Source organism: Bacillus sp. Brlt_9, assembly GCF_051948935.1.
Taxonomy (GTDB): domain Bacteria; phylum Bacillota; class Bacilli; order Bacillales; family Bacillaceae_G; genus Bacillus_A.
In genome coordinates, this window is record NZ_JAYJLO010000005.1 from 301,835 (window position 1) to 320,888 (window position 19,054).

The window sequence follows — 19,054 nt, forward strand, 5'->3', positions numbered from 1 at the left end:
TGCGAGGTATAATATGAAATATATTCCAGTTAAAATTCAGTTGAATCAAGTTACATTCCAGTTAAAAGAACATCATAATTTTGATTGGCTATTGAAATTAGGAAACGTATTTGCGGTTTTTGACCAGCAAGATTCAGGTAATCTATCTTTCGGTGTAGAAAAAGATGGGCGTAAGCAATTCATTAAATATGCAGGGGCACAAACAATTGCATATGAAGGAACTATGAAAGACGCTATTGAAAGATTAAAAAATTCTGCTTCCCTATACAAGGAACTAAAGCATGACTCGCTTATAAAACTAATTGAACACTTTCCAGTTCATTCTGGATATGTATTAATTTTCGATTGGTTTGATGGTGAATGTCTTCATTCACATTGGAGTTTCCCGCCTCCTGAAAAATATACTAATCCAAGCTCTCCATTTTATAAATTTAAGCATTTATCAGTTATGGAACGAATTCAATCATTACATTCCATTTTTTCTTTCCATACATTTGTTGAAAAGAAAAACTATGTAGCAATAGATTTTTATGACGGTAGTATTTTATATAATTTTCATACAAACGAGACGAAGATTTGTGATATTGATTTATATTCTAAAAAACCATATGTAAATAAAATGGGAAGATTATGGGGCTCCTCGCGTTTTATGTCTCCTGAAGAATTTGAACTAAATGCCATGATTGATGCAAGAACAAATGTATTTAATATGGGGGCAATGGCGTTTGCTCTCTTGGGCGGTGGAAAAGATCGTTCCTTTACAAAATGGGAAGCAAGTAAAGATTTATATGAAATAGCGTATCGTGCTGTAAATGAAAACCGGAATGAACGATATGCGTCGGTTGAAACGTTTTATAAAGAGTGGATAAACGTGGCTAACGCTGAAAAGATATAAACTTATATCATTAAAAACAAATAGTTTCTACTATAATCATGTATAATATATTTGAAATGGAAATTCAAAATAATGAGGCATATATTATGGACTTTGTGTATATTAATCAAAACGTATTAAATAATCTTCTATACATTTTAAGTAGTATATTTATTTTTTATTTTATATATGATAGCGGTCGCTATTTAAAAAAATATAAAAAACTCCTTATTATACTTTGTACGAGTATCCCCCTTATTTTATGTATGCGATATCCTATCTATATGGATGAAAATTGTATTCATGATTTAAGACAAATACCAGTAATAATAGGTACGCTTTATGGTGGATTCCCTGTTGGTATAATCTTGTTTGCTATTTTACTAATTACAAGGTTTACATTTTATGGTTTTAGCGTGTTAACAATATTAGTTTATGGCACAATGTTTATCATTACAGCATTCGCATCTGCAAAATTTAATAAGTATAATAGAAAAGTTAAAGTAGCTTATGGAATGTTTTTAACATTTTTTCTAGCAATATTTACAACTGTAATTGTATTGACTTTATCAGATTTTGAAGTAAATAATTTATACATTATTTATTTCATAATATTACCAACTATTTTGATATTGTTTGTAATTTATTTTAATGAAGTTTTAAAAGATGCAGTATGTATGCGATCGAAGTTAATTAAAATGGAAAAAATGGAGATTGTTAGCCAACTCGCTGCTAGTATATCGCACGAGGTAAGAAATCCCTTAACTGTCGTAAAAGGATTTACTCAACTTTTAAAAACACCAAATTTAACTGCAAAATCAAGAGATGAGTATATTGAACATATACTTGAAGAATTACATCGTGCCCAAGGAATTATTGATGATTATTTAACGTTTGCCAAACCTGCTTCAGAAAAATTAGATCATATTTCAGTAGAACAAGAGTTAAATCGAGTTATTAATATGATCTTACCTTTATGTAACATGAACACAATACATATTACCAAAGATTTCTCAACGGCAACAATTGTAGGTAATAAACAGCACTTTCAACAATGCTTTTTAAACTTAATAAAAAATGGTATTGAAGCAATGCCGAATGGTGGTACTTTAAATATCTCCTCATCTATTAGTAATAATAAAGTTATTATACGAATTGAGGATAGCGGAATTGGTATGTCACAAGAGCAAATAAACCGATTTGGTGAACCGTATTTTAGTACGAAAACGAAAGGTACAGGTTTAGGTACAATGGTTGCTGTAAAAATCATTGAAACGATGCAAGGTAGTTTAAAAATCCGAAGCGTTATTAATAAAGGAACTACTTTGACAATTACATTCCCGAAATGTAATAAAAACTCATCTAACAACAAATAAAAAAGGAGCATAATCGCTCCTTTTTTATTTGTTTCGATACATAAGTATCTTCTATGTTTTTTTAGTTTACATTTGTGGAGACTAATTAGTAATTAGTACCCTCCGCCCCAGCAGCTGCATCCAACGATAATTAACAAAATGAATAACACAACTAATAAAGCGAAACCTCCACCAAAACCACAAGAACCACCGTAACTCATATTTTCTCCTCCTTTTGGTTTGAAAACTAATAGGTAGTTGATCATTTTAACTGGTTCGTATTATACATTATGTGAATATCCCTTTTTTGAGCATGTCTATATAAAAATAAGTAAAAGCACTCATTTGAGAGTGCTTTAAAATGGATACCAGAAGTTTTGGAATACATATAATTTTGCATACACTGCAACTATTAAAATAAAAATACCTACAAGTAAAGCAATGAAATCCCCGCTTTTCGCTTTATTTGTATAAAACCACGTACGTGTATCCTTCTTTCCAAATCCTCTTAAATCCATTGCATTTGAAACTGTATCGATTCTATCTAGAGAATGAATAATTAAAGGCCAGAAAATTAAGACACGATTTTTCATACGAACCCATAGACTTGCTTCTCCTTTTTCAAAAGCTACTCCTCTCGCCTCTTGCGCATGTTTTATAATTTGATATTCAGACTGAATATCAGGTATGTAACGTAATGCAATATTTATCGCATATATAATCTTATAATGAATTCGAAATTTACTTAAGCTACTCACAAATTCGCTTGGATCAGTCGTATAAATAAAAATAAGTGTAAATGGTAATAACGTAAAATATTTTAATGAAAGTGTAGCTGCATAAAATAATGTTTCATAAGTAATTGTTGCATATCCAATATGTAAAAATGAAGTATATGATTCGGTTAATTCAGATCCATGTGTTGGTGTAATAAATAAGATCATGACAGAATTTAATAAACTAAATGTAAATATAACAGTAAAAACAATAATGATTTTACGAAGTGGAATTTTAGCAAATACAAGTCCGATACATCCAATTATAAATACAAAGAGCAATACGCGAAAATCAAAAAATAAAAAAGTAAGCGTCATGCAAAAAATGAATAACAGCAATTTCACTGCTCCATCCATACGATGAAAATATGTATTATACACCTGCCTCCCTCCTCATAACATCAAAATAAAGTTCTATAAATCTTTCAGGATTTGCAATACCACTAAATTTAACTAATTTGAATAAAGAACTCTCCACTAAGTGCGCTCTATGTAAAGTTTCTGAATGCCCTAATACAGTAGAGGCGGTATTATTCGCAATAATTTCTCCTTCATGTAGAACTATCACTCTGTCTGTATATTCTAATGCGAGATTCATATCGTGTGTAATAAAAATGAAAGATATTCCCTTTGCAGCTAGTTTTCTTATAAACGTCATAAACTGTTTATAATGATAATGATCTTGTCCCGCTGTCGGTTCATCTAAAATAATAAGTTTCGGATTTGTTGTTAGTACAGATGCAATCGTGACTCTCTTCTTTTGTCCATAACTTAATGCCTGGATTGGCCAATTTCGAAATGGATACAAGCCACAAATTTTTAACGTTTCCTCCACTCTATGCTTAATTTCCCCCTTCGAAAACTTATTTAATTTTAATGAAAATGAAACTTCTTCTATAACAGTAGGTTGTGTAATCATATGATTTGGATTTTGCATCACATAACTTATAATCTCTCCGCGCTTACGAATAGACCAAGAATTAATATTTACTCCATCAAATAAAATCCTATCATTCTTTGCTTTGTTTATCCCTATTAGACTATGAGCTAATGTTGATTTCCCCGCGCCGTTATGGCCCAAAAGTGCAACAATTTCCCCTTCTTTTATGGAAAAATTTATATCGTCTAATACTTTTTGTTTATTAGGATAGGAGAATGACAAATTTTCTACTTTCAATATTTCTTTGTTTTTAGGAGTACTTTTACAAAAAACTTGCTTCTCCACCCACTCATTTATTGCACTACAAATACGTTCTCTTTGAAGATTTTCAAGTGGGTATATTACCTCATTATTACTATAAAACTGTAATCTCTTTAATCCCTCTATGTACATAGGTTCTCTTAAACCGATTGATGGTAATATATTTGACGCTAATATCTCTTCTGGTGTCCCTATCGTAACAATTTCCCCTTCATCCATTAAAATAATTTTATCTATATCCAGATTTAACATTTCTTCTATTCGATGTTCAATAATAACAATTGTTTTTTTATATTGTTTATGTATATCTTTAATAAGATCTATCGTATGCAAGCTACTAGCTGGATCTAAATTTGCTAACGGTTCATCGAATAATAATATATCAGCATTTGTCGTTAACAGACCCGCTAAAGAAACAGTTTGTTTTTGCCCTCCAGATAATTCATGCGGACTTTGTTTATGAAAAGAATGCATCTTTACCTTTTTTAATGATTCCGAAACAATCTTTTTCATATCGTTTTGATTTACACATTCATTTTCTAAAGAAAAAGCTACATCTTCTTCTACTGTAAGACCAATAAATTGAGCGTCTTGATCTTGTAAAATTGTTCCTACCTGTTTACTTTGTTCAAAAATACTCCCTTTCCTCGGATCTTTTCCCGCAATAGAAATAGTTCCAGTACTACTCCCTTCATAAGAAAAGGGGATTAGCCCATTGATACAATGAGCTAACGTTGATTTTCCTGAACCACTACGCCCAGCAATTAATACTTTTTCCCCAGGATATATATGAAACGTTATGTCTTTTACAGTAGGCTGCGCCGCATGCTTATATTGAAAGCTGAATTGTTCAAAAGAAATAATTGGTTGCATGTTAACATCCCTACTTTTCAATTTTTAAATGTCTATGTTTTTTATTAGATTTAGCTAGGCCTATCGTAATTGGCAATCCAAGAACTAAAAATACGATAACATCAGCAATTGTTGCACCTAATACTTGTATTACAATTTTGTCAAACGGTTCTCCCATGACGATAATATCGAATGCACCCGCAAATATGATAGCAATGACGATACCAAGTAACCCAGTAATAGCTAAATAAGAAATATCGCCTTTATTATACGTCCCGTTTTTCACACTAAAGCCAATTCTTTTTTGAATGAGCCCCATTGCAAAACCGATAATGCCTGAACTAATAACCCATCCCCACCAAATACCCCATCCAGCGATTGTATCTGTTACGGTATGACCGATAAGTCCTATTAACAGTCCTGCCACCGGACCGAATAACGCTCCAAAAACGGTTAAAATAGCTAATGCAGGTTTAATAAATGTATTTGGTGCTATAGAAAAGCCCCAAAGTCCTAATATGCCGTATAATGCTGCTCCAATTCCGATTGCTACTACTAACTTTGTTGATAATTTGTTCATTACAATTCCCCTCTCATATTAGTCAACTTTTATTACTCTATATTTATTTTGAAAATGAATTATGCATCTACACTCCCTTTCTATCCAACAAAAAATGACCTCTTACATAAGAGGTCATTTTCTTTCACGTTCAAGAATCCTCTTATCTTCCAAAAAACACATCGTGTCCTCTGCGGAATTAGCACCTTCCTATAAAATTACATAGGGGTTGCTGAGGTTTCATAGGGCCGTTCCCTCCACCTCTCTGGATAAGTATTAATTTGTAATTCGTATTATGGCATTAAGATGAATAAATTTCAATACTTTTCTAACTATTTTTATTTTTCGTTTAACAGCACATTTAAATCATTGTATTCTTATCGGAATTATGAAATAATAAATTCAACATAGTTACGGGAGGAATGTACGATGAAAGTAATCGGTTTAATTGGTGGACTAAGTTGGGAATCTACATCATTATACTATAAACATATTAATACACTTACACTCTCTCAATATGATCAAAATGCAAAGCTTGTTTTATATAGTATGGACTTTGGTGAGGTAACTACTTTATTACAAAATCATCAATATGAAGAAGTGAAAAATGAATTAGTCGCAGTTGCAAAAAAGGTTGAAAAATCTGGGGCTGAATGTTTATTAATGTGTTCCAATACGGTTCATTTATTTGCTGAAGAAGTAGAAAATGCAATATCCATTCCACTTCTTCACATCGGTGATGTAAGTGCTAAAGAAATGGTAGACCAGAATATAAAGCGTATCGGACTATTAGGTACGAAACAAACGATGGAACAAGACTTCTACAAATCACGTCTAGCGAACTATAACATTGAGACAATCATTCCAAATGAAGAGGAAAGAAGTTTTATCCATCATGTTATTTTAAATGAATTAAGTAAAGGGATTATTTCAGAATTATCAAAAGAAAAGCTATTAAAAATTACAAAATCATTAATTCAAAATGGCGCAGAAGGTATACTGCTAGGCTGCACTGAAATACCATTGCTCATTTCCCAAAAGGATATTACTGTACCTGTTTTTGATACCGCTTTTTTACATGCGAATACTGCTGTGCAGTTTGCAGGATAATATTATAAAAGCATAAAGGTAGAGCCTCTATGCTTTTATATCGTCTACACTATTTATTTAAAAGAGATTTTATCACTGCAATTGCTTCTTTTGAACCACCACATTCTAAAAAACTATCATTCAGTTTTCGTATTCCATGCTTATACTTTTCATTTGAAAGAACATCTGATACCGCTTCTTTTAACGTTCGCACATTAACATTCTCTTTCAATAACCGATGGGCTGCTTCCAGCTCAGTTAATCGTTGTGCTATCATTGGCTGGTCTTTATCATGAGGTATTATAACAAATGGGACATTATAATGAATTGCATCGTGTACGCTGTTCATGCCGCCATGTGTAATAAAAACATCTGCTTCACTTAATATTTCTGATTGGGGTACGTATGAAGCAATTATAAAATTGTCTGGCGCTTTCTTAATTTTAGAACGATCATTTCTATCACCAATTGCCATTACAACTATTCCATCAAAATCTGAGAAAGCATCAATGCACGTATTAAAGAATGGTTCAAATCCTTCAAGCAGTGTCCCCATTGAAATATATATAACCTTCTTACCTTTAAGCAATTCAAGTGGAAACTCTACATTTGTTTTACGCTTTGAAATACTCGGCCCAATAAAAATGTTATTTCTTCCAAACAAATCGCTATTAGGTTGAAAATAAAGACTTGTGTACACAAGAGTAAGATCTCCCTTGTTATGCATAAATTGAAGATTATTTTTAGGCTTTACTCCAAATTCATGTTCCATTTGATATAGTAACTGTTCGGAAATTTCATCGGGTTGGAATCGTATTTCTGCATTTGGATGAAAAGGTAATGTCTCCAAAAATTTTGGAGGAATTAAAAATATAGGAGAAGAAACTATGCCTGGAATTTGTAAATATTCCTTTACTAACTCTCCAGCGCCAAATATATCATAAATTACGAAATCAAAATGTATGTTTTCACATAATTGTTTCGTAATTTCTAATATATATAAAGAAGTTTGAACATGTACACGAAAGAAAGAATTCAGCCCATCAGGAGTTTCAGAATCAATAGAAATCTTCTTTAATAAATCTGGATGTGTATATACAGTAGCTCCCAAATCTTCAATTCTGCCTTTAAATTGTTCTGTCGTAATATAATGTACGTGATCACCCCGTTCAGTATAAGCTTTGACTAAACTTAATGTAGGATTTACATGTCCCTCTGCTGGAAAATTAACCACTAAAATATTTAGCACTTATTTCTCACTCCTTACATTTCAATTCACTTATTAAGCATACTGTAATTATTACCGTCAATCTTCACCTAATAGTCCTAATATGTTTGCTACTTTAGGTTGATAAATAATGCTTAGTGATTAAATTAAAAAAGGCATCTACATATGTAGATGCCTAACCGTGATAAGGAGTGTTCTGTGAGGTTAGAATAAGCTTTTCAGCTTGTCCTATGCTATCAATATATGATTTATTTTATAAAACGTGAATAATTGATAGAATGATTTTACCTTTCTATCACCCATTTTGAATCTATTCCTAAATTAAACGAATCTAGTTTCTATACTATTTCATATGTTTTAACCTTCTTGAGAGCTATCTACTTTTATAGTTTCTCCAGTCAATCTCTTATTTTTCAAATCAAAATAAGCATCTAAAACTTCTTTTCCAATATCAGAGTTAATACCGGATTTATCATTAATAACCCACGGCACAACTACAGAGAATGCTACTTCAGGATTATCATATGGCGCATATCCTGCTAAAGTTAAATTATAACATTCTCTTCTTTCACCCTTTTCATTTCTTCCAATATCACTTTCTCCACCGTAAACTGTCTGTGCTGTCCCTGTTTTACCTCCTGGTTTATAAGATGCTTTTTGGAACGCCCTTACTCCTGTTCCATCCCCTTCCTGGAATACCCTTCTAAATCCTTCTTTTACTTGATTTATATATTCCTCTTTCATATCTATTTTATTTAAAACGATTGGTTCTACTGCATGCACCACTTTACCAATCTCATCTTTTTGCGACGTTTGCTCTCTTACCTCTTGAACGATTTGTGGCTTCATTCGATATCCACCGTTTGCAATTGTTGAAATATACTGTACAAGCTGAAGTGGTGTATACGTGTCATACTGGCCAATTGAGTAATCTAATAAAAAACCAGGTTGATTATCTTTTTTACCAATTTGTCCAGCTGTTTCATTCGGTAAATCGATACCCGTTGGAACACCTAATCCAAATTGCTTGAAATAATACCTCATTTTATCAAAGTACTCCTGTTTAATGTTTAATGAACTATTTTTCACGTAATCCACACCTGAAATTTTTAATGCTGTATGAAACATATAAACGTTTGAAGAGACTTGTAACGCTCTTAAATCATCAATATTACCAAACTCTTTCCAAGACTTTTTTTCCTTAGTTCCTTTAAACTTCATTGGTGCATCATAAAAATATGTACCTGGAGTTATAGCTTTCGTTTCAAATCCAGTTAAAACTGTCGCACCTTTCACTGTTGATCCAAGCTCATAAGAACTAGTCATTGTGCCTAATGCATAGTCTTCAACTTCTGTTTTCCCGTCTTTTTCTACAAGTCTTTTCCCAGCCATGGATAATACTTGTCCGTTTTTCGGATTCATCATCACAACGAATGCACGATCCAACATGGATTCTGACCCTTTATATGCCTTTAATATTTTTTCAATACTTTCTTCTACTTTTTTCTGCAGCTCCATATCTATTGTTAAAGTTAAATTCTTACCACTCTTCCCCTCAGAAACAGTTTCGGCTCTTATTGTATTACCTTGTTTATCTGCAACGCTTCTTACTTCTTTTTTTGTACCATGAAGTACATCTTCATATTGCTGTTCGATATAACTTTTTCCAACTCTATCATTTCGGCTATAATCACGTACTAAGTAGTAATCTAATCGCTCACCTGGTAATCCTTCATCGGAATTAGAAACATTTCCAAGAACAGATCGGAATAATCCATCATTTACATATACTCTCTCCCAATCAACCGATACGTCTACACCTGGGAAATTCGCTAAACCTTCACTAATTATAGTAAATTCCTTTTCACTAACATCTTTTTTAATAATTTGAGGAGCCATTTGATAACCAGAAGTCATCTTACTTTTAATAGCTAATACCTTTATATCTTTATCTGTTAATTCTTGAAGATTTTTATCTGTTACACGCTTTCTTTTTAAATCCTCTATTTTTTTATCTAAATTTTTTCCGGTAATATCTTTATCTCTGAACTGATTTATTTCTTTTTTAGATACTAATTTTTCGGTAAGTTTCGGATTTAATTGCATCCAAAAATCTTTCTTATCCATCTCAGTTAACTTATCTATATCTTCTTGCGGCATTTCAATTATGTCTGCAAGTTGTTTTGCAGTTTCTAATATTTCTTCTGATTTTACACCTTTCATCTTTGTATATGTAATTGTACGTAAAGATTTATTATCAACTACTAGATTCCCTTCTCGATCAAATATTTTCCCCCGCGGGACAGAAAGACTTACGGTTGCATTTTCTCTCTTCTCTACTTCATTTTTATACGTTTCTCCATCGATAATTTGTACTTTACCTAATTGTATAATCATGGCAGAAAATAATAAAAATACACAAAAGAATAAAATGTTTAACCGCATCGATAGTGCTCTACCTTTTGTTTTCTCTTGTTTTTTCACTTCGTCTTAATCTCCTCCTTACAACATTTCAAATAATATTTTATTTATATATTAAAAGTAATGTATAACTTCCATACATTACCTTGTACAAATATTAATATAATGTTTAAAACTTAATAGAAATTAAAACAAAACTAAAGAAAAGGTAAAGTTTACTAAATTAAATGTAAAAATACCCAATAACCAAAAATTAAGTTTTGGTTATTGGGTATTTAGTCATTTAAGAATTAATAATGGGACGCATTGATTCGAATCTATCGTCACAAGCAGATAAAGATTTTTCGCTCTGAACTTTCGGCAAATATATAGTTACTGTCGTCCCGACACCAACCTCACTCATAATACTTATTTTCCCTTGATGACTTTCAATAATTTTATAACTCAACATTAATCCAATACCGGTACCTTTTTCTTTCGTACTATAAAACGGCTCACCTAATCTCTTAATTCTTTCTTCAGGTATCCCAATTCCTTCATCAATTACATGAATAATGACACCTTCATCGTTTATCTCTTTTATATGAATTGTAATTTTCCCACCATCTGGCATAGCCTCGATTGAATTTTGCAAAATATTAATAAACACTTGTTTCAATTGATTTTCTGAGCAGTCAATACTTATATCTTTTGTGTCTGCATATAGTTCCACTTGAATATTTGTCATAATTGCTTTTGTATTCATTAACGAAACGACATTTTTATAAATTTGATAAATATTTTTTTGTTCTGTATTTATTTCATCTGTTTTAGCAATTGATAAAAACTCTTGAAGAATCGCTTCTATTCTTTCAATTTCAGAAAGCATTAAATCAAAATATTTTTCTTGATCTTCTTTATTAATTTGGAATAACTGTATAAATCCTTTAATAACTGTTAATGGGTTCCTCACTTCATGAGCGACACCAGCTGCTAATTGACCGATTGCTGCAAGTGTATCTGATTTATTTAGCAATTCTTCTGTTTTTTTTCGCTCTGTAATATCACGTACAATGATCATAATTTTATCATGTAATAAAGGTAAACACCTAGCTTCAAAGAAACCAACACTACCATTAATTGTAAGTGGATATTCAACAATTACATTCGTTGCTTTTTCCTTCACTTGATGAATTGCTTCATGAAACTGCTGCGCCACTGGTGATGGTAATACTTCGAAAAACTTTTTTCCCATAAAAGCTTCTGCCGGTACGTAAAATTTTGTAGGGGACCCTGCTTTATAGTCTATAATTGTGCCATCATCTTCTGTTAAGAAACATAAATCCGGTAAAGCCTTAAAAATTAATTCCAATTCAGACGTTTGTTGTTTTAACTGCTCTTCTATCGCTTTTAAATGTGTAATATCTACACCAACAGCCCAGTAGCTATATCCTGTTACAGGAAACTGTTCTGAAATATTGGACCACATGATTGTTTTGGTTTCACCGTTTTTACATGTTAAGTGCATTTCCCAATCTCTGAAATTTTTTCCGCAAGTTAAAAATTTCGTTTGTATTTGGTGACGATAATTATGATCTGGGTACAATAATTGAAGTGCATGTGGATTCCCTATTATTTCTTCAGCGGTATAACCCGTTACAATTTCACACTCACGATTCCACAGAACAAAATCTCCATTATAATCAAGCGCATCAACCATAACGGGCATATTTTGTAAAATTGTATGTAATTCCTCTTCTTTTCGAGAGAGCAATGTTGTATTTTTACTTTGAAATACTTTTGTTGCCCCATCTATAATTAGATTTGAAAGCATTTCGAAATATTTTTGACAATTGAAAATTTCACTTTTGTTTGACCATACTACAAATGATCCTAAATGTTGATTGTATAAAAAAATGGGGATTTCAATTTTGGGAAGTTTACATATTTTCGTCTCATTTATTCCGAAAGAAAATATACATTCTTTTTCAGCATCAAGAAGTTGATGTGATATGTTGGTTAATTGATAAAATTGTTCTGCCATGGTTTCTATTGTACTCACATCAATAAGTTCCATTAGCCGCGCATTCATTCTTTTTTCACCTCAATATGTAAAATTAATACAAATTCAAATTTTATACTTCTCCATTATACGAAGAATGTGCCTTTAGGTATATAGCTGCAGAATAATTATTCGAACAAATTTTATTTTTCAATTAAAAAAGAAAAATATATACGTATAAAACGAATCTTTAATCAGTATGTGTTTTGTTCATCATCTAATTTGATCAGCAACCTAACGCGTGCCCTCATGTATACATTTCATTATTAAAGTACCGTTATACACATCATATGGAGAAGTATAAAAATACACAAAATATAAAGTTCATAAAATATTCACAATTATTATGAAAAATATAAACATTTATTCCAATATATTCTATATAATAAAAAGTAGTAAGGCTTCTATGAAGCTCATAGAATACCTTACCCCTAATAAAAAGAAAAAAAGAATCTATTTAGATTCTTTTTTTCTTTTTATATTACATTACATATTTATATAAAGCATGTGCAACGCCGTGTTCTTCATTTGATAAAGTTTCATATTTACACATTGCTTTTATTTCCTCGACTGCGTTCCCCATTGCAATTGATATGTTTGCTTTTTCCATCATAGATACATCGTTTAGCCCATCACCAATCGCTACAGTATTTTCAACTGGAATATTTAGATGTTTTGCTAAAGTATATAATCCATTTCCTTTTTGAGCATCTCGGTGATTAATCTCTAAATTATGCCAATATGAAGATGTAATTGCTAAATCAGTATTATGCAAAAACGTTTCTTTTAACTTTTTTAGTTTTTCTATGTCATAAGAAAATGGTAAAAGCTTATGCACATGTATATCAGTTTCTACAATTGGTTTACAACTTTCTGCACTAAGAAACGCTGTATGTTCAAGGTATAATGCTGCAATCGTTTCTAACTCTTTCAAGTCGATATTTTCATTTGAATTTTTTACGTACTCGATTTCATTACGTACACTCTCTACCCCATAATCCGGTACGTACACACCTTTATTCGTATACAGCTGATAATATAAGCCATTTTCTTCAAGATAATTCACAATCTCAAGTGCCTGCATATTTTGAATTGGATATCTCTTCATCATTTTCTTATCTTTATATATAAGCGCACCATTTTCCGCAATAATTGGGCACTCTAAATTAACTTCTAACAACAATCGTTCAATGTCGACGATCGAACGCCCTGTACAAATTGCTACCACATGGTCTGCTTCCTGACATTTTCGAATCGCTTCTGCATTCTCTTTACTAATCATTTTATTTCCCGAAAGAAGAGTTCCATCTAAATCAATTGCAATTAATTTCATTATTTCTTCACCACTTTCTATATATACACGAATTTATATTAAACGAAAGGTATCGTTTTCATACTGATTTCGTGAAGTACTCCTTATTTATAATTTATGAAAAGCGTTTCAGGTCAAGAAATAATTAAAAATAAAATCAAAAGCTTTTCTTTTTAAAGAAAAGCTTTTGATTTTAATCTATGAACTATAACTAATATATTTCGTCTCACACATGTACACATTCTTTTCTTCAGTTGGGACATATATTTTAAACTTTTCTAAACGTTTTCCGTAAACATGAATAGTGACAACGCTTTCATTTTTGGATATTTCAAGAATATGACAATCAGCTGGTGGAATGACTTTATCTGTCTCTCCTTCTCCCAAATAAAGATTTCCTGTATGCGTTAAATAAACAAGTGAATTTTCAAGCTGCTTAGTTTGTATAAAGTTTTGTACCATTATCCTTCCTGTAAAAACGCCTTCTACTCCCCATGTACCATCATGATCATGTAAAGGTGTAGATTGTCCATCTTTCCATACAAGAGCTAATACTTCAAAACGATTAAAAGGATCTTCATATAACAAGTGTCGTGCATATTGAGCCGAATTCGCCTTCTGTTTTTCTAACGGAAGCCATGTTTTCTTTTCTAAAAGTTCTCCTAGTAATTTTTCAATCGCACAAACAATTTGATCTTCCAATAAATTACTATCCACTAAATCCGTTACAGCTTTAATAAATGTTTGAAACGTTTTACTTCCATTACACGTTAACATAAGCGTCCTCCTCCATTCTTTGTCACACACCTCCATACTAAATAACTAACTAAAATTTTACAATTGAGAAATAAAGTGAAACTTTAATCAGTGGGGGTTTTGTTCATCCCCCACCTAAATTCTTTACATTCGCTGAATTTTGAGGTGGGGTCTTACTGCCCATTAAAGCGGGCTAAAAATACAAGGTACAGTAAATTTGTACCTTGCTGAGCGATTTACCTAGTTTTCAAAAGAATAGGTAAGTAATTTAACATTTGCTCATTTTCCATTAGACATTTTTCTAAATTGAACGATGGAGATAACTCTATTTTTTCGAAGGTATTTATGAAAGTTCTTAATGCAATCTCAGCTTCTAAACGTGCAAGTGGTGCCCTAAGCAAAAGTGAGCACCTTTAACCAAATGTTAAATGCTTTTCATTTCCTATTCGGTGTATATTAAATTTAGAGGCTTGCGAAAACTTTTTCTCATCTAAATTTGCTGCACTTACCCATGCAATAATCATTTGATCCTTTTTCATAAAATGTCCAAATATATTTGTATCCTCTGTGATTCTCCTAGCTAATGTAATGGGAAAGCGATAGCGTAATACTTCCTCAATTGCTTTTGAAATTAATTTAGGTTCTTCTCTTAATTCTTTATATGTTCCAGCTGAATCCACAAAAAAGCAATAAAAGCTATTAATAATTAAATTAGTAGTTGTTTCATTACCTACCGCTAATAAACCTAAAGAAAAAGTTACAATTTCTTCATCTGTTAATCTTTCGCCTTCATATTCAGCTCGTATTAAATCCGAAATAATATCATCGGTTAAATGGTATCTCTTTCCCTGAACAATCGGTAGAAGATATGCTTTAATTTTTTTACGGTCCTTTGTTGGCACTCCTAATAAATCGGATATGACGGTAACAGGTAAAGGTGCAGCAAACTCTTCAACGATATTAACCTCACTATATTTTTCGATATGTTGTACAAGTTCATTTGCGATAGACTGATATGTAAATATAATAAAAAACGAATGATTAATAGAAATATTCCACGCCACTCGTTTTTTATCGGACTTCTTTTTACTGTACTTTTATTTTCTTTATGAGTTATTAGAAAAATAATTGTCTATATAAGTCTTTATTTTTTCAAAATCCTTTTCCATAAATAAGATTGCTGGTACTTCAATTATTGGAAGATTATTTTCATTATCAAAAGGTGGACACGGTTTGGGAACTACCAAATAGTCAACTGAGTTTTTATCCCTAATATAATTAATTGAAACATCATAATACTTAGAAAAATATCCCTTCAAATCATCCTGATTCCTTAAAAATGGTAGAGAAAATATTGAACCATAATTTATACCGGCGTCGACAATTAATACAAAGCATATTTTTTTCATGATACACCCTCCTCGTATAATTAGTTTTAAGTTAATAACTGTTCCTTGAAAATTAAATAGTTTTTATCTTCAAGAGCTACATCAAAAAAATGATGTATGGGTAAAATTTAGTCTTGGATAAGGTAACACTGATAAAAACAGGTTTCCTTTTTCTTTATATTCAATTAAATTATACCATTATTTTACATAAATTTTCAGACTTTGTTTTTTTTATTTTATTGGTAAACTTATGCTTAGCATGAATTGGAGGGCTATATGATAGATTATAGAATAATTCCAAGAGAAAACTATTCAAATAAGATTGGAGAGCTTGTAACAATGCTTGAACATACAAGAGATGTTACATTGAGCGAAATCTCCAATTTAAACCAAAGTGATTTAGATTTCTTACCAAACGGTAGTTCAAACACTATTGGTTCTCTCTTATCACATATTGCAGCGATGGAGTTTGTTCATCAAGTTATCTCGTTTGAAAAAAGAGATTTAACTGAAAGTGAATATCTAAAGTGGCGAATTTCTTTAGAACTTGGAGACAAAGCAAGGGAAGGAATAAAAAAGCAATCTTTAGATTATTATTTGAATGAATTATCACAAGTTAGAGAAAATACACTAACATATCTGAAATTGAATTTAGTAAATCACGTATTGAACATGAATTGCTTTGGATTACATCACTTATGAAGAAAATATGAAAAATAAAAAGAAAAGTTAAAAACAATGAATGAAAATGAGATTTATTATCAATACTATAATTAATAAAAGGGCAACCACGATTTGGCTACCCTTCAAAAATTTATACTTCTGGATCGAAAGTTTTGCAATCTGTTTCTTCCGTAGTAGATGCTTGTTTCCCTTTATGACTTACTACATAAATTGCATCTGCGCTACACTTATTGCCGTTTGCCCAAAATTTACAGTTGTTTACTTCACATAAAACGTCTTGTGCCATAGTATCACACCTCCTTGTTCTATTATCATTAACAAAATTCGGAGGTATGATACTCTTTGCCATGCATTTTTTATTCCCTTTTTAACTTTCTTAATGGTTCAATGTCTCCTTGTACAATTGCATCTATATTTTCGGTTATTTTTTCAATGTCAAAATGCCACCATTGAATTTGCAATAATTCGTCTATTATTGTATTTGTAAATCGTTCCTTTATTTTATTTGCAGGGTTTCCACCAACAATTGTATATGGCGCGACGTCTCTAGTCACAACAGATTTAGCTGCAATGATTGCACCATCCCCTATTTTTATTCCGGGCATAATCGTTGTATCCATACCAATCCAAACGTCATTTCCTATAACTGTATCACCTTTGTAAGGTAAATCAGACAAATTCGGTGTATACTTCTCCCACCCATTTCCAAATATATTAAATGGATATGCCGAAAATCCATCCATCCGATGATTTGCTCCGTTCATAATAAAGGTAACTCCATTTGCAATACAACAAAACTTTCCAATAGTAAGATGATCTCCAAGAAATTCATAATGATGTAATACTCGATCTTCAAATGTTTCTCCATCTTTCGCATCATAATATGAATAATCTCCAACGAGTATATTTGCTTTCGTTATTGTATTTTTTATAAAATGGACATTTTGATTTCCTTCAATAGGATATTTAACATTTGGATTAGGATTCATGTTGTACAGCACTTCCTTTACCATTTATTTCACTTTCTACCGCTATTACTGGTTTTAAATTGTATATAGGTAAAATAAACAATAATCCAATTATAAAAAGTAAAGCGGTCCCTTCATACATCATACTTAATGAAAACATCTCCTTTAATGAGCCAGCAATACTCATCGTTACTACCATTGAACCGGTAAATAGCGGACTTAAAATGCCATTTACGCGACCAATAAAATCTGTATCACTGTTTTGAATAATGAGCGTATTAATACCTATTTGGATACAAGGAAGAGCTAGCCCACTAAAAAGTTGTGCTGTCAGTGTTACCCATAAATTTGTGGAATAACCTATAATACCAATACCGATTGCCTGGCCAAGCATACCGATAATTAACATCTTTTGCGGAGCAACGTTTTTCGCAAATACCATCGCTAAAGCGCCGCCAACAATCATTCCTGCACCATTTACTGTTAGTAACCACTGTAAACTCTCTTTTGATAACCCTAACTGCTCAGTTACGATAAATATACCTAATGGCTGAATCAATCCTATACCTAGTCCTGCTGCCATAAAACACAGCCCTAGCAAAGTTAATGCTTTTTTCTTTTTCACATATTTAATACCATCAAGCATCTCCTGTAGTAGCGTGATTTCTTTCTTCTCATTATCATTCTCAAGATCTTTCGGAAGAAATAACAACACAGCTGCTGCCAGTAAAAAAGCGATTCCTGTTATGATAATTGAAATATAAATTCCAAAACTATGAAAAATAAATGTTCCAAGAATCGGCCCTAATATCATAAAAATCGCAAATATTGTTTGATATATAGACATCGCTAATTGGATCTGTTCCGCCGATAAATGCTGTTTAAACAATTTCATGCCAGATGGCTGAGAAAATTGCGAAAGGATTGCAGAAATAAGTGTGACAAAAAACACAATTTTCCATGTTCCAAACATAAGTGTAATTAATACAGCGAATACCGAGATAGAACTTAGCGTTTCACACCATATCATTGTCCTCTTCGGTTTCCACCTATCAGCAAAGGTTCCACCAATAAAGGAAAAGATGAAAATTGGAGCAAACTCAGCAACCGAAATCATTGAAATAGCAAAAGCATCACCTTTGGTCATTTCCATTACATATAGTAATACCGCAAAGTTCCGAACCCATATTCCAATTTGTAAAAATAATGCTGATGCAAGAATTCCTTGCACAAAACGATTTTTCAATACTTGTGATACCCCATTGTTTTGTTTCGTTACTACATTTGTCGACATAAAAAAGCCCCCTATTTCATGTTCTGAATAGGAGGCAGCACAAATCATATAAAAAGACTATATATTCGCAGAGCGAAATACATCCCTTTTCTATAAATGCACAGACTAATCCTATTCAGAAGAATATTTCGTTTTTTAACGAAGATCTCTTACAAATAGAATTAGTTGATCATTGGGATGTTTTCACCCTTCCGCTTCGAATTTAAATAACACATACATACTCTATGTAAATCATTTTCGATGTATGCATGTCTAA

General features: G+C 31.8%; 16 protein-coding genes, 3 pseudogenes and 1 riboswitch. Of the genes and pseudogenes, 5 read left to right on the forward strand and 14 right to left on the reverse strand.

The features are described from left to right. Positions 1–13 precede the first annotated feature (13 nt). Positions 14–895 carry a protein kinase domain-containing protein gene (locus VF726_RS21575; RefSeq protein ID WP_440171975.1) on the forward strand — a complete coding sequence of 294 codons (882 nt, stop codon included), beginning with the start codon at positions 14–16 and terminating at the stop codon, positions 893–895. A gap of 86 nt (positions 896–981) precedes the next feature. Beyond that, positions 982–2,250 carry a LytS/YhcK type 5TM receptor domain-containing protein gene (locus tag VF726_RS21580; RefSeq protein ID WP_440171977.1) on the forward strand — a complete coding sequence of 423 codons (1,269 nt, stop codon included), beginning with the start codon at positions 982–984 and terminating at the stop codon, positions 2,248–2,250. A 92-nt stretch (positions 2,251–2,342) separates the two neighbouring features. Here VF726_RS21580 and VF726_RS21585 read toward each other — a convergent pair whose 3' ends face one another. The 4 genes from VF726_RS21585 to VF726_RS21600 form a co-directional block, all read right to left on the reverse strand. Continuing rightward, positions 2,343–2,450 (reverse strand): YjcZ family sporulation protein, encoded by a 108-nt coding sequence (locus VF726_RS21585; protein WP_000120182.1) that lies wholly within the window; start codon positions 2,448–2,450, stop codon positions 2,343–2,345. Between the two features lie 135 nt (positions 2,451–2,585). After that, positions 2,586–3,386 carry an energy-coupling factor transporter transmembrane component T family protein gene (locus VF726_RS21590; protein WP_440171980.1) on the reverse strand — a complete coding sequence of 267 codons (801 nt, stop codon included), beginning with the start codon at positions 3,384–3,386 and terminating at the stop codon, positions 2,586–2,588. Next, entirely contained in the window at positions 3,379–5,079 is a 1,701-nt protein-coding gene (locus tag VF726_RS21595) for an ABC transporter ATP-binding protein (protein ID WP_440171982.1), read from the reverse strand. Before VF726_RS21595 ends, VF726_RS21590 begins: the two co-directional genes overlap by 8 nt. A gap of 10 nt (positions 5,080–5,089) precedes the next feature. Continuing rightward, positions 5,090–5,638 carry an ECF-type riboflavin transporter substrate-binding protein gene (locus VF726_RS21600; RefSeq protein WP_440171984.1) on the reverse strand — a complete coding sequence of 183 codons (549 nt, stop codon included), beginning with the start codon at positions 5,636–5,638 and terminating at the stop codon, positions 5,090–5,092. Positions 5,639–5,777: 139 nt separating this feature from the next. Continuing rightward, a riboswitch (SAM riboswitch) is annotated at positions 5,778–5,893 on the reverse strand. A 153-nt stretch (positions 5,894–6,046) separates the two neighbouring features. Between VF726_RS21600 and VF726_RS21605 the strand changes: the two genes are divergently transcribed. Then, positions 6,047–6,727 carry an aspartate/glutamate racemase family protein gene (locus tag VF726_RS21605; RefSeq protein ID WP_440171986.1) on the forward strand — a complete coding sequence of 227 codons (681 nt, stop codon included), beginning with the start codon at positions 6,047–6,049 and terminating at the stop codon, positions 6,725–6,727. Between the two features lie 49 nt (positions 6,728–6,776). Here the strand turns inward: VF726_RS21605 and VF726_RS21610 are convergent, their stop codons facing one another. The 7 genes and pseudogenes from VF726_RS21610 to VF726_RS21640 all read right to left on the reverse strand — a co-directional run bounded on the left by VF726_RS21610 (position 6,777) and on the right by VF726_RS21640 (position 15,873). Beyond that, complete coding sequence (locus VF726_RS21610) at positions 6,777–7,955, reverse strand: macrolide family glycosyltransferase (RefSeq protein WP_440171988.1); 1,179 nt, start codon at positions 7,953–7,955, stop codon at positions 6,777–6,779. A 336-nt stretch (positions 7,956–8,291) separates the two neighbouring features. Then, a complete protein-coding gene (locus VF726_RS21615) occupies positions 8,292–10,418 on the reverse strand; it encodes a peptidoglycan D,D-transpeptidase FtsI family protein (RefSeq protein ID WP_440171990.1) in 2,127 nt (708 codons plus the stop codon). A gap of 220 nt (positions 10,419–10,638) precedes the next feature. Beyond that, on the reverse strand, positions 10,639–12,426 hold the full coding sequence (locus VF726_RS21620) for an ATP-binding protein (RefSeq protein ID WP_440171992.1): 1,788 nt from the start codon (positions 12,424–12,426) through the stop codon (positions 10,639–10,641). A 451-nt stretch (positions 12,427–12,877) separates the two neighbouring features. After that, complete coding sequence (locus VF726_RS21625; RefSeq protein ID WP_440171994.1) at positions 12,878–13,729, reverse strand: Cof-type HAD-IIB family hydrolase; 852 nt, start codon at positions 13,727–13,729, stop codon at positions 12,878–12,880. A 177-nt stretch (positions 13,730–13,906) separates the two neighbouring features. Next, complete coding sequence (locus VF726_RS21630; RefSeq protein ID WP_440171996.1) at positions 13,907–14,485, reverse strand: cysteine dioxygenase; 579 nt, start codon at positions 14,483–14,485, stop codon at positions 13,907–13,909. Between the two features lie 215 nt (positions 14,486–14,700). After that, positions 14,701–15,528 (reverse strand): annotated as a pseudogene (locus VF726_RS21635) (cytochrome P450). Positions 15,529–15,570: 42 nt separating this feature from the next. Continuing rightward, positions 15,571–15,873: a hypothetical protein gene (locus VF726_RS21640; protein ID WP_000717620.1), complete on the reverse strand. Its 303-nt coding sequence runs from the start codon at positions 15,871–15,873 to the stop codon at positions 15,571–15,573. 255 nt (positions 15,874–16,128) lie between these two features. On the opposite strand from VF726_RS21640, the pseudogene VF726_RS21645 reads away from it, so the two are divergent. Further along, positions 16,129–16,497 (forward strand): annotated as a pseudogene (locus VF726_RS21645) (hypothetical protein); the annotation flags it as partial. Next, positions 16,497–16,565: pseudogene (locus VF726_RS21650) on the forward strand (PadR family transcriptional regulator); the annotation flags it as partial. The pseudogenes VF726_RS21645 and VF726_RS21650, both read left to right, overlap by 1 nt. A gap of 101 nt (positions 16,566–16,666) precedes the next feature. Here VF726_RS21650 and VF726_RS21655 read toward each other — a convergent pair. The 3 genes from VF726_RS21655 to VF726_RS21665 all read right to left on the reverse strand — a co-directional run bounded on the left by VF726_RS21655 (position 16,667) and on the right by VF726_RS21665 (position 18,798). Continuing rightward, positions 16,667–16,822: a DUF1540 domain-containing protein gene (locus VF726_RS21655; RefSeq protein ID WP_000046091.1), complete on the reverse strand. Its 156-nt coding sequence runs from the start codon at positions 16,820–16,822 to the stop codon at positions 16,667–16,669. 70 nt (positions 16,823–16,892) lie between these two features. Next, entirely contained in the window at positions 16,893–17,525 is a 633-nt protein-coding gene (locus tag VF726_RS21660; RefSeq protein ID WP_440171999.1) for a Vat family streptogramin A O-acetyltransferase, read from the reverse strand. Next, positions 17,515–18,798 (reverse strand): MFS transporter, encoded by a 1,284-nt coding sequence (locus VF726_RS21665; RefSeq protein WP_440172001.1) that lies wholly within the window; start codon positions 18,796–18,798, stop codon positions 17,515–17,517. The genes VF726_RS21660 and VF726_RS21665 overlap by 11 nt, the downstream gene beginning before the upstream one ends. Between the last annotated feature and the right edge of the window lie 256 nt (positions 18,799–19,054).

Coding starts and splice junctions, on each gene's coding strand:
- VF726_RS21665 (WP_440172001.1), bottom strand. CDS start 18,798: ATGTCGACAAATGTAGTAACGAAACAAAACAATGGGGTATCACAAGTA.
- VF726_RS21655 (WP_000046091.1), bottom strand. CDS start 16,822: ATGGCACAAGACGTTTTATGTGAAGTAAACAACTGTAAATTTTGGGCA.
- VF726_RS21605 (WP_440171986.1), top strand. CDS start 6,047: ATGAAAGTAATCGGTTTAATTGGTGGACTAAGTTGGGAATCTACATCA.
- VF726_RS21640 (WP_000717620.1), bottom strand. CDS start 15,873: ATGAAAAAAATATGCTTTGTATTAATTGTCGACGCCGGTATAAATTAT.
- VF726_RS21600 (WP_440171984.1), bottom strand. CDS start 5,638: ATGAACAAATTATCAACAAAGTTAGTAGTAGCAATCGGAATTGGAGCA.
- VF726_RS21585 (WP_000120182.1), bottom strand. CDS start 2,450: ATGAGTTACGGTGGTTCTTGTGGTTTTGGTGGAGGTTTCGCTTTATTA.
- VF726_RS21580 (WP_440171977.1), top strand. CDS start 982: ATGGACTTTGTGTATATTAATCAAAACGTATTAAATAATCTTCTATAC.
- VF726_RS21575 (WP_440171975.1), top strand. CDS start 14: ATGAAATATATTCCAGTTAAAATTCAGTTGAATCAAGTTACATTCCAG.
- VF726_RS21625 (WP_440171994.1), bottom strand. CDS start 13,729: ATGAAATTAATTGCAATTGATTTAGATGGAACTCTTCTTTCGGGAAAT.
- VF726_RS21595 (WP_440171982.1), bottom strand. CDS start 5,079: ATGCAACCAATTATTTCTTTTGAACAATTCAGCTTTCAATATAAGCAT.
- VF726_RS21660 (WP_440171999.1), bottom strand. CDS start 17,525: ATGAATCCTAATCCAAATGTTAAATATCCTATTGAAGGAAATCAAAAT.
- VF726_RS21620 (WP_440171992.1), bottom strand. CDS start 12,426: ATGAATGCGCGGCTAATGGAACTTATTGATGTGAGTACAATAGAAACC.
- VF726_RS21630 (WP_440171996.1), bottom strand. CDS start 14,485: ATGTTAACGTGTAATGGAAGTAAAACGTTTCAAACATTTATTAAAGCT.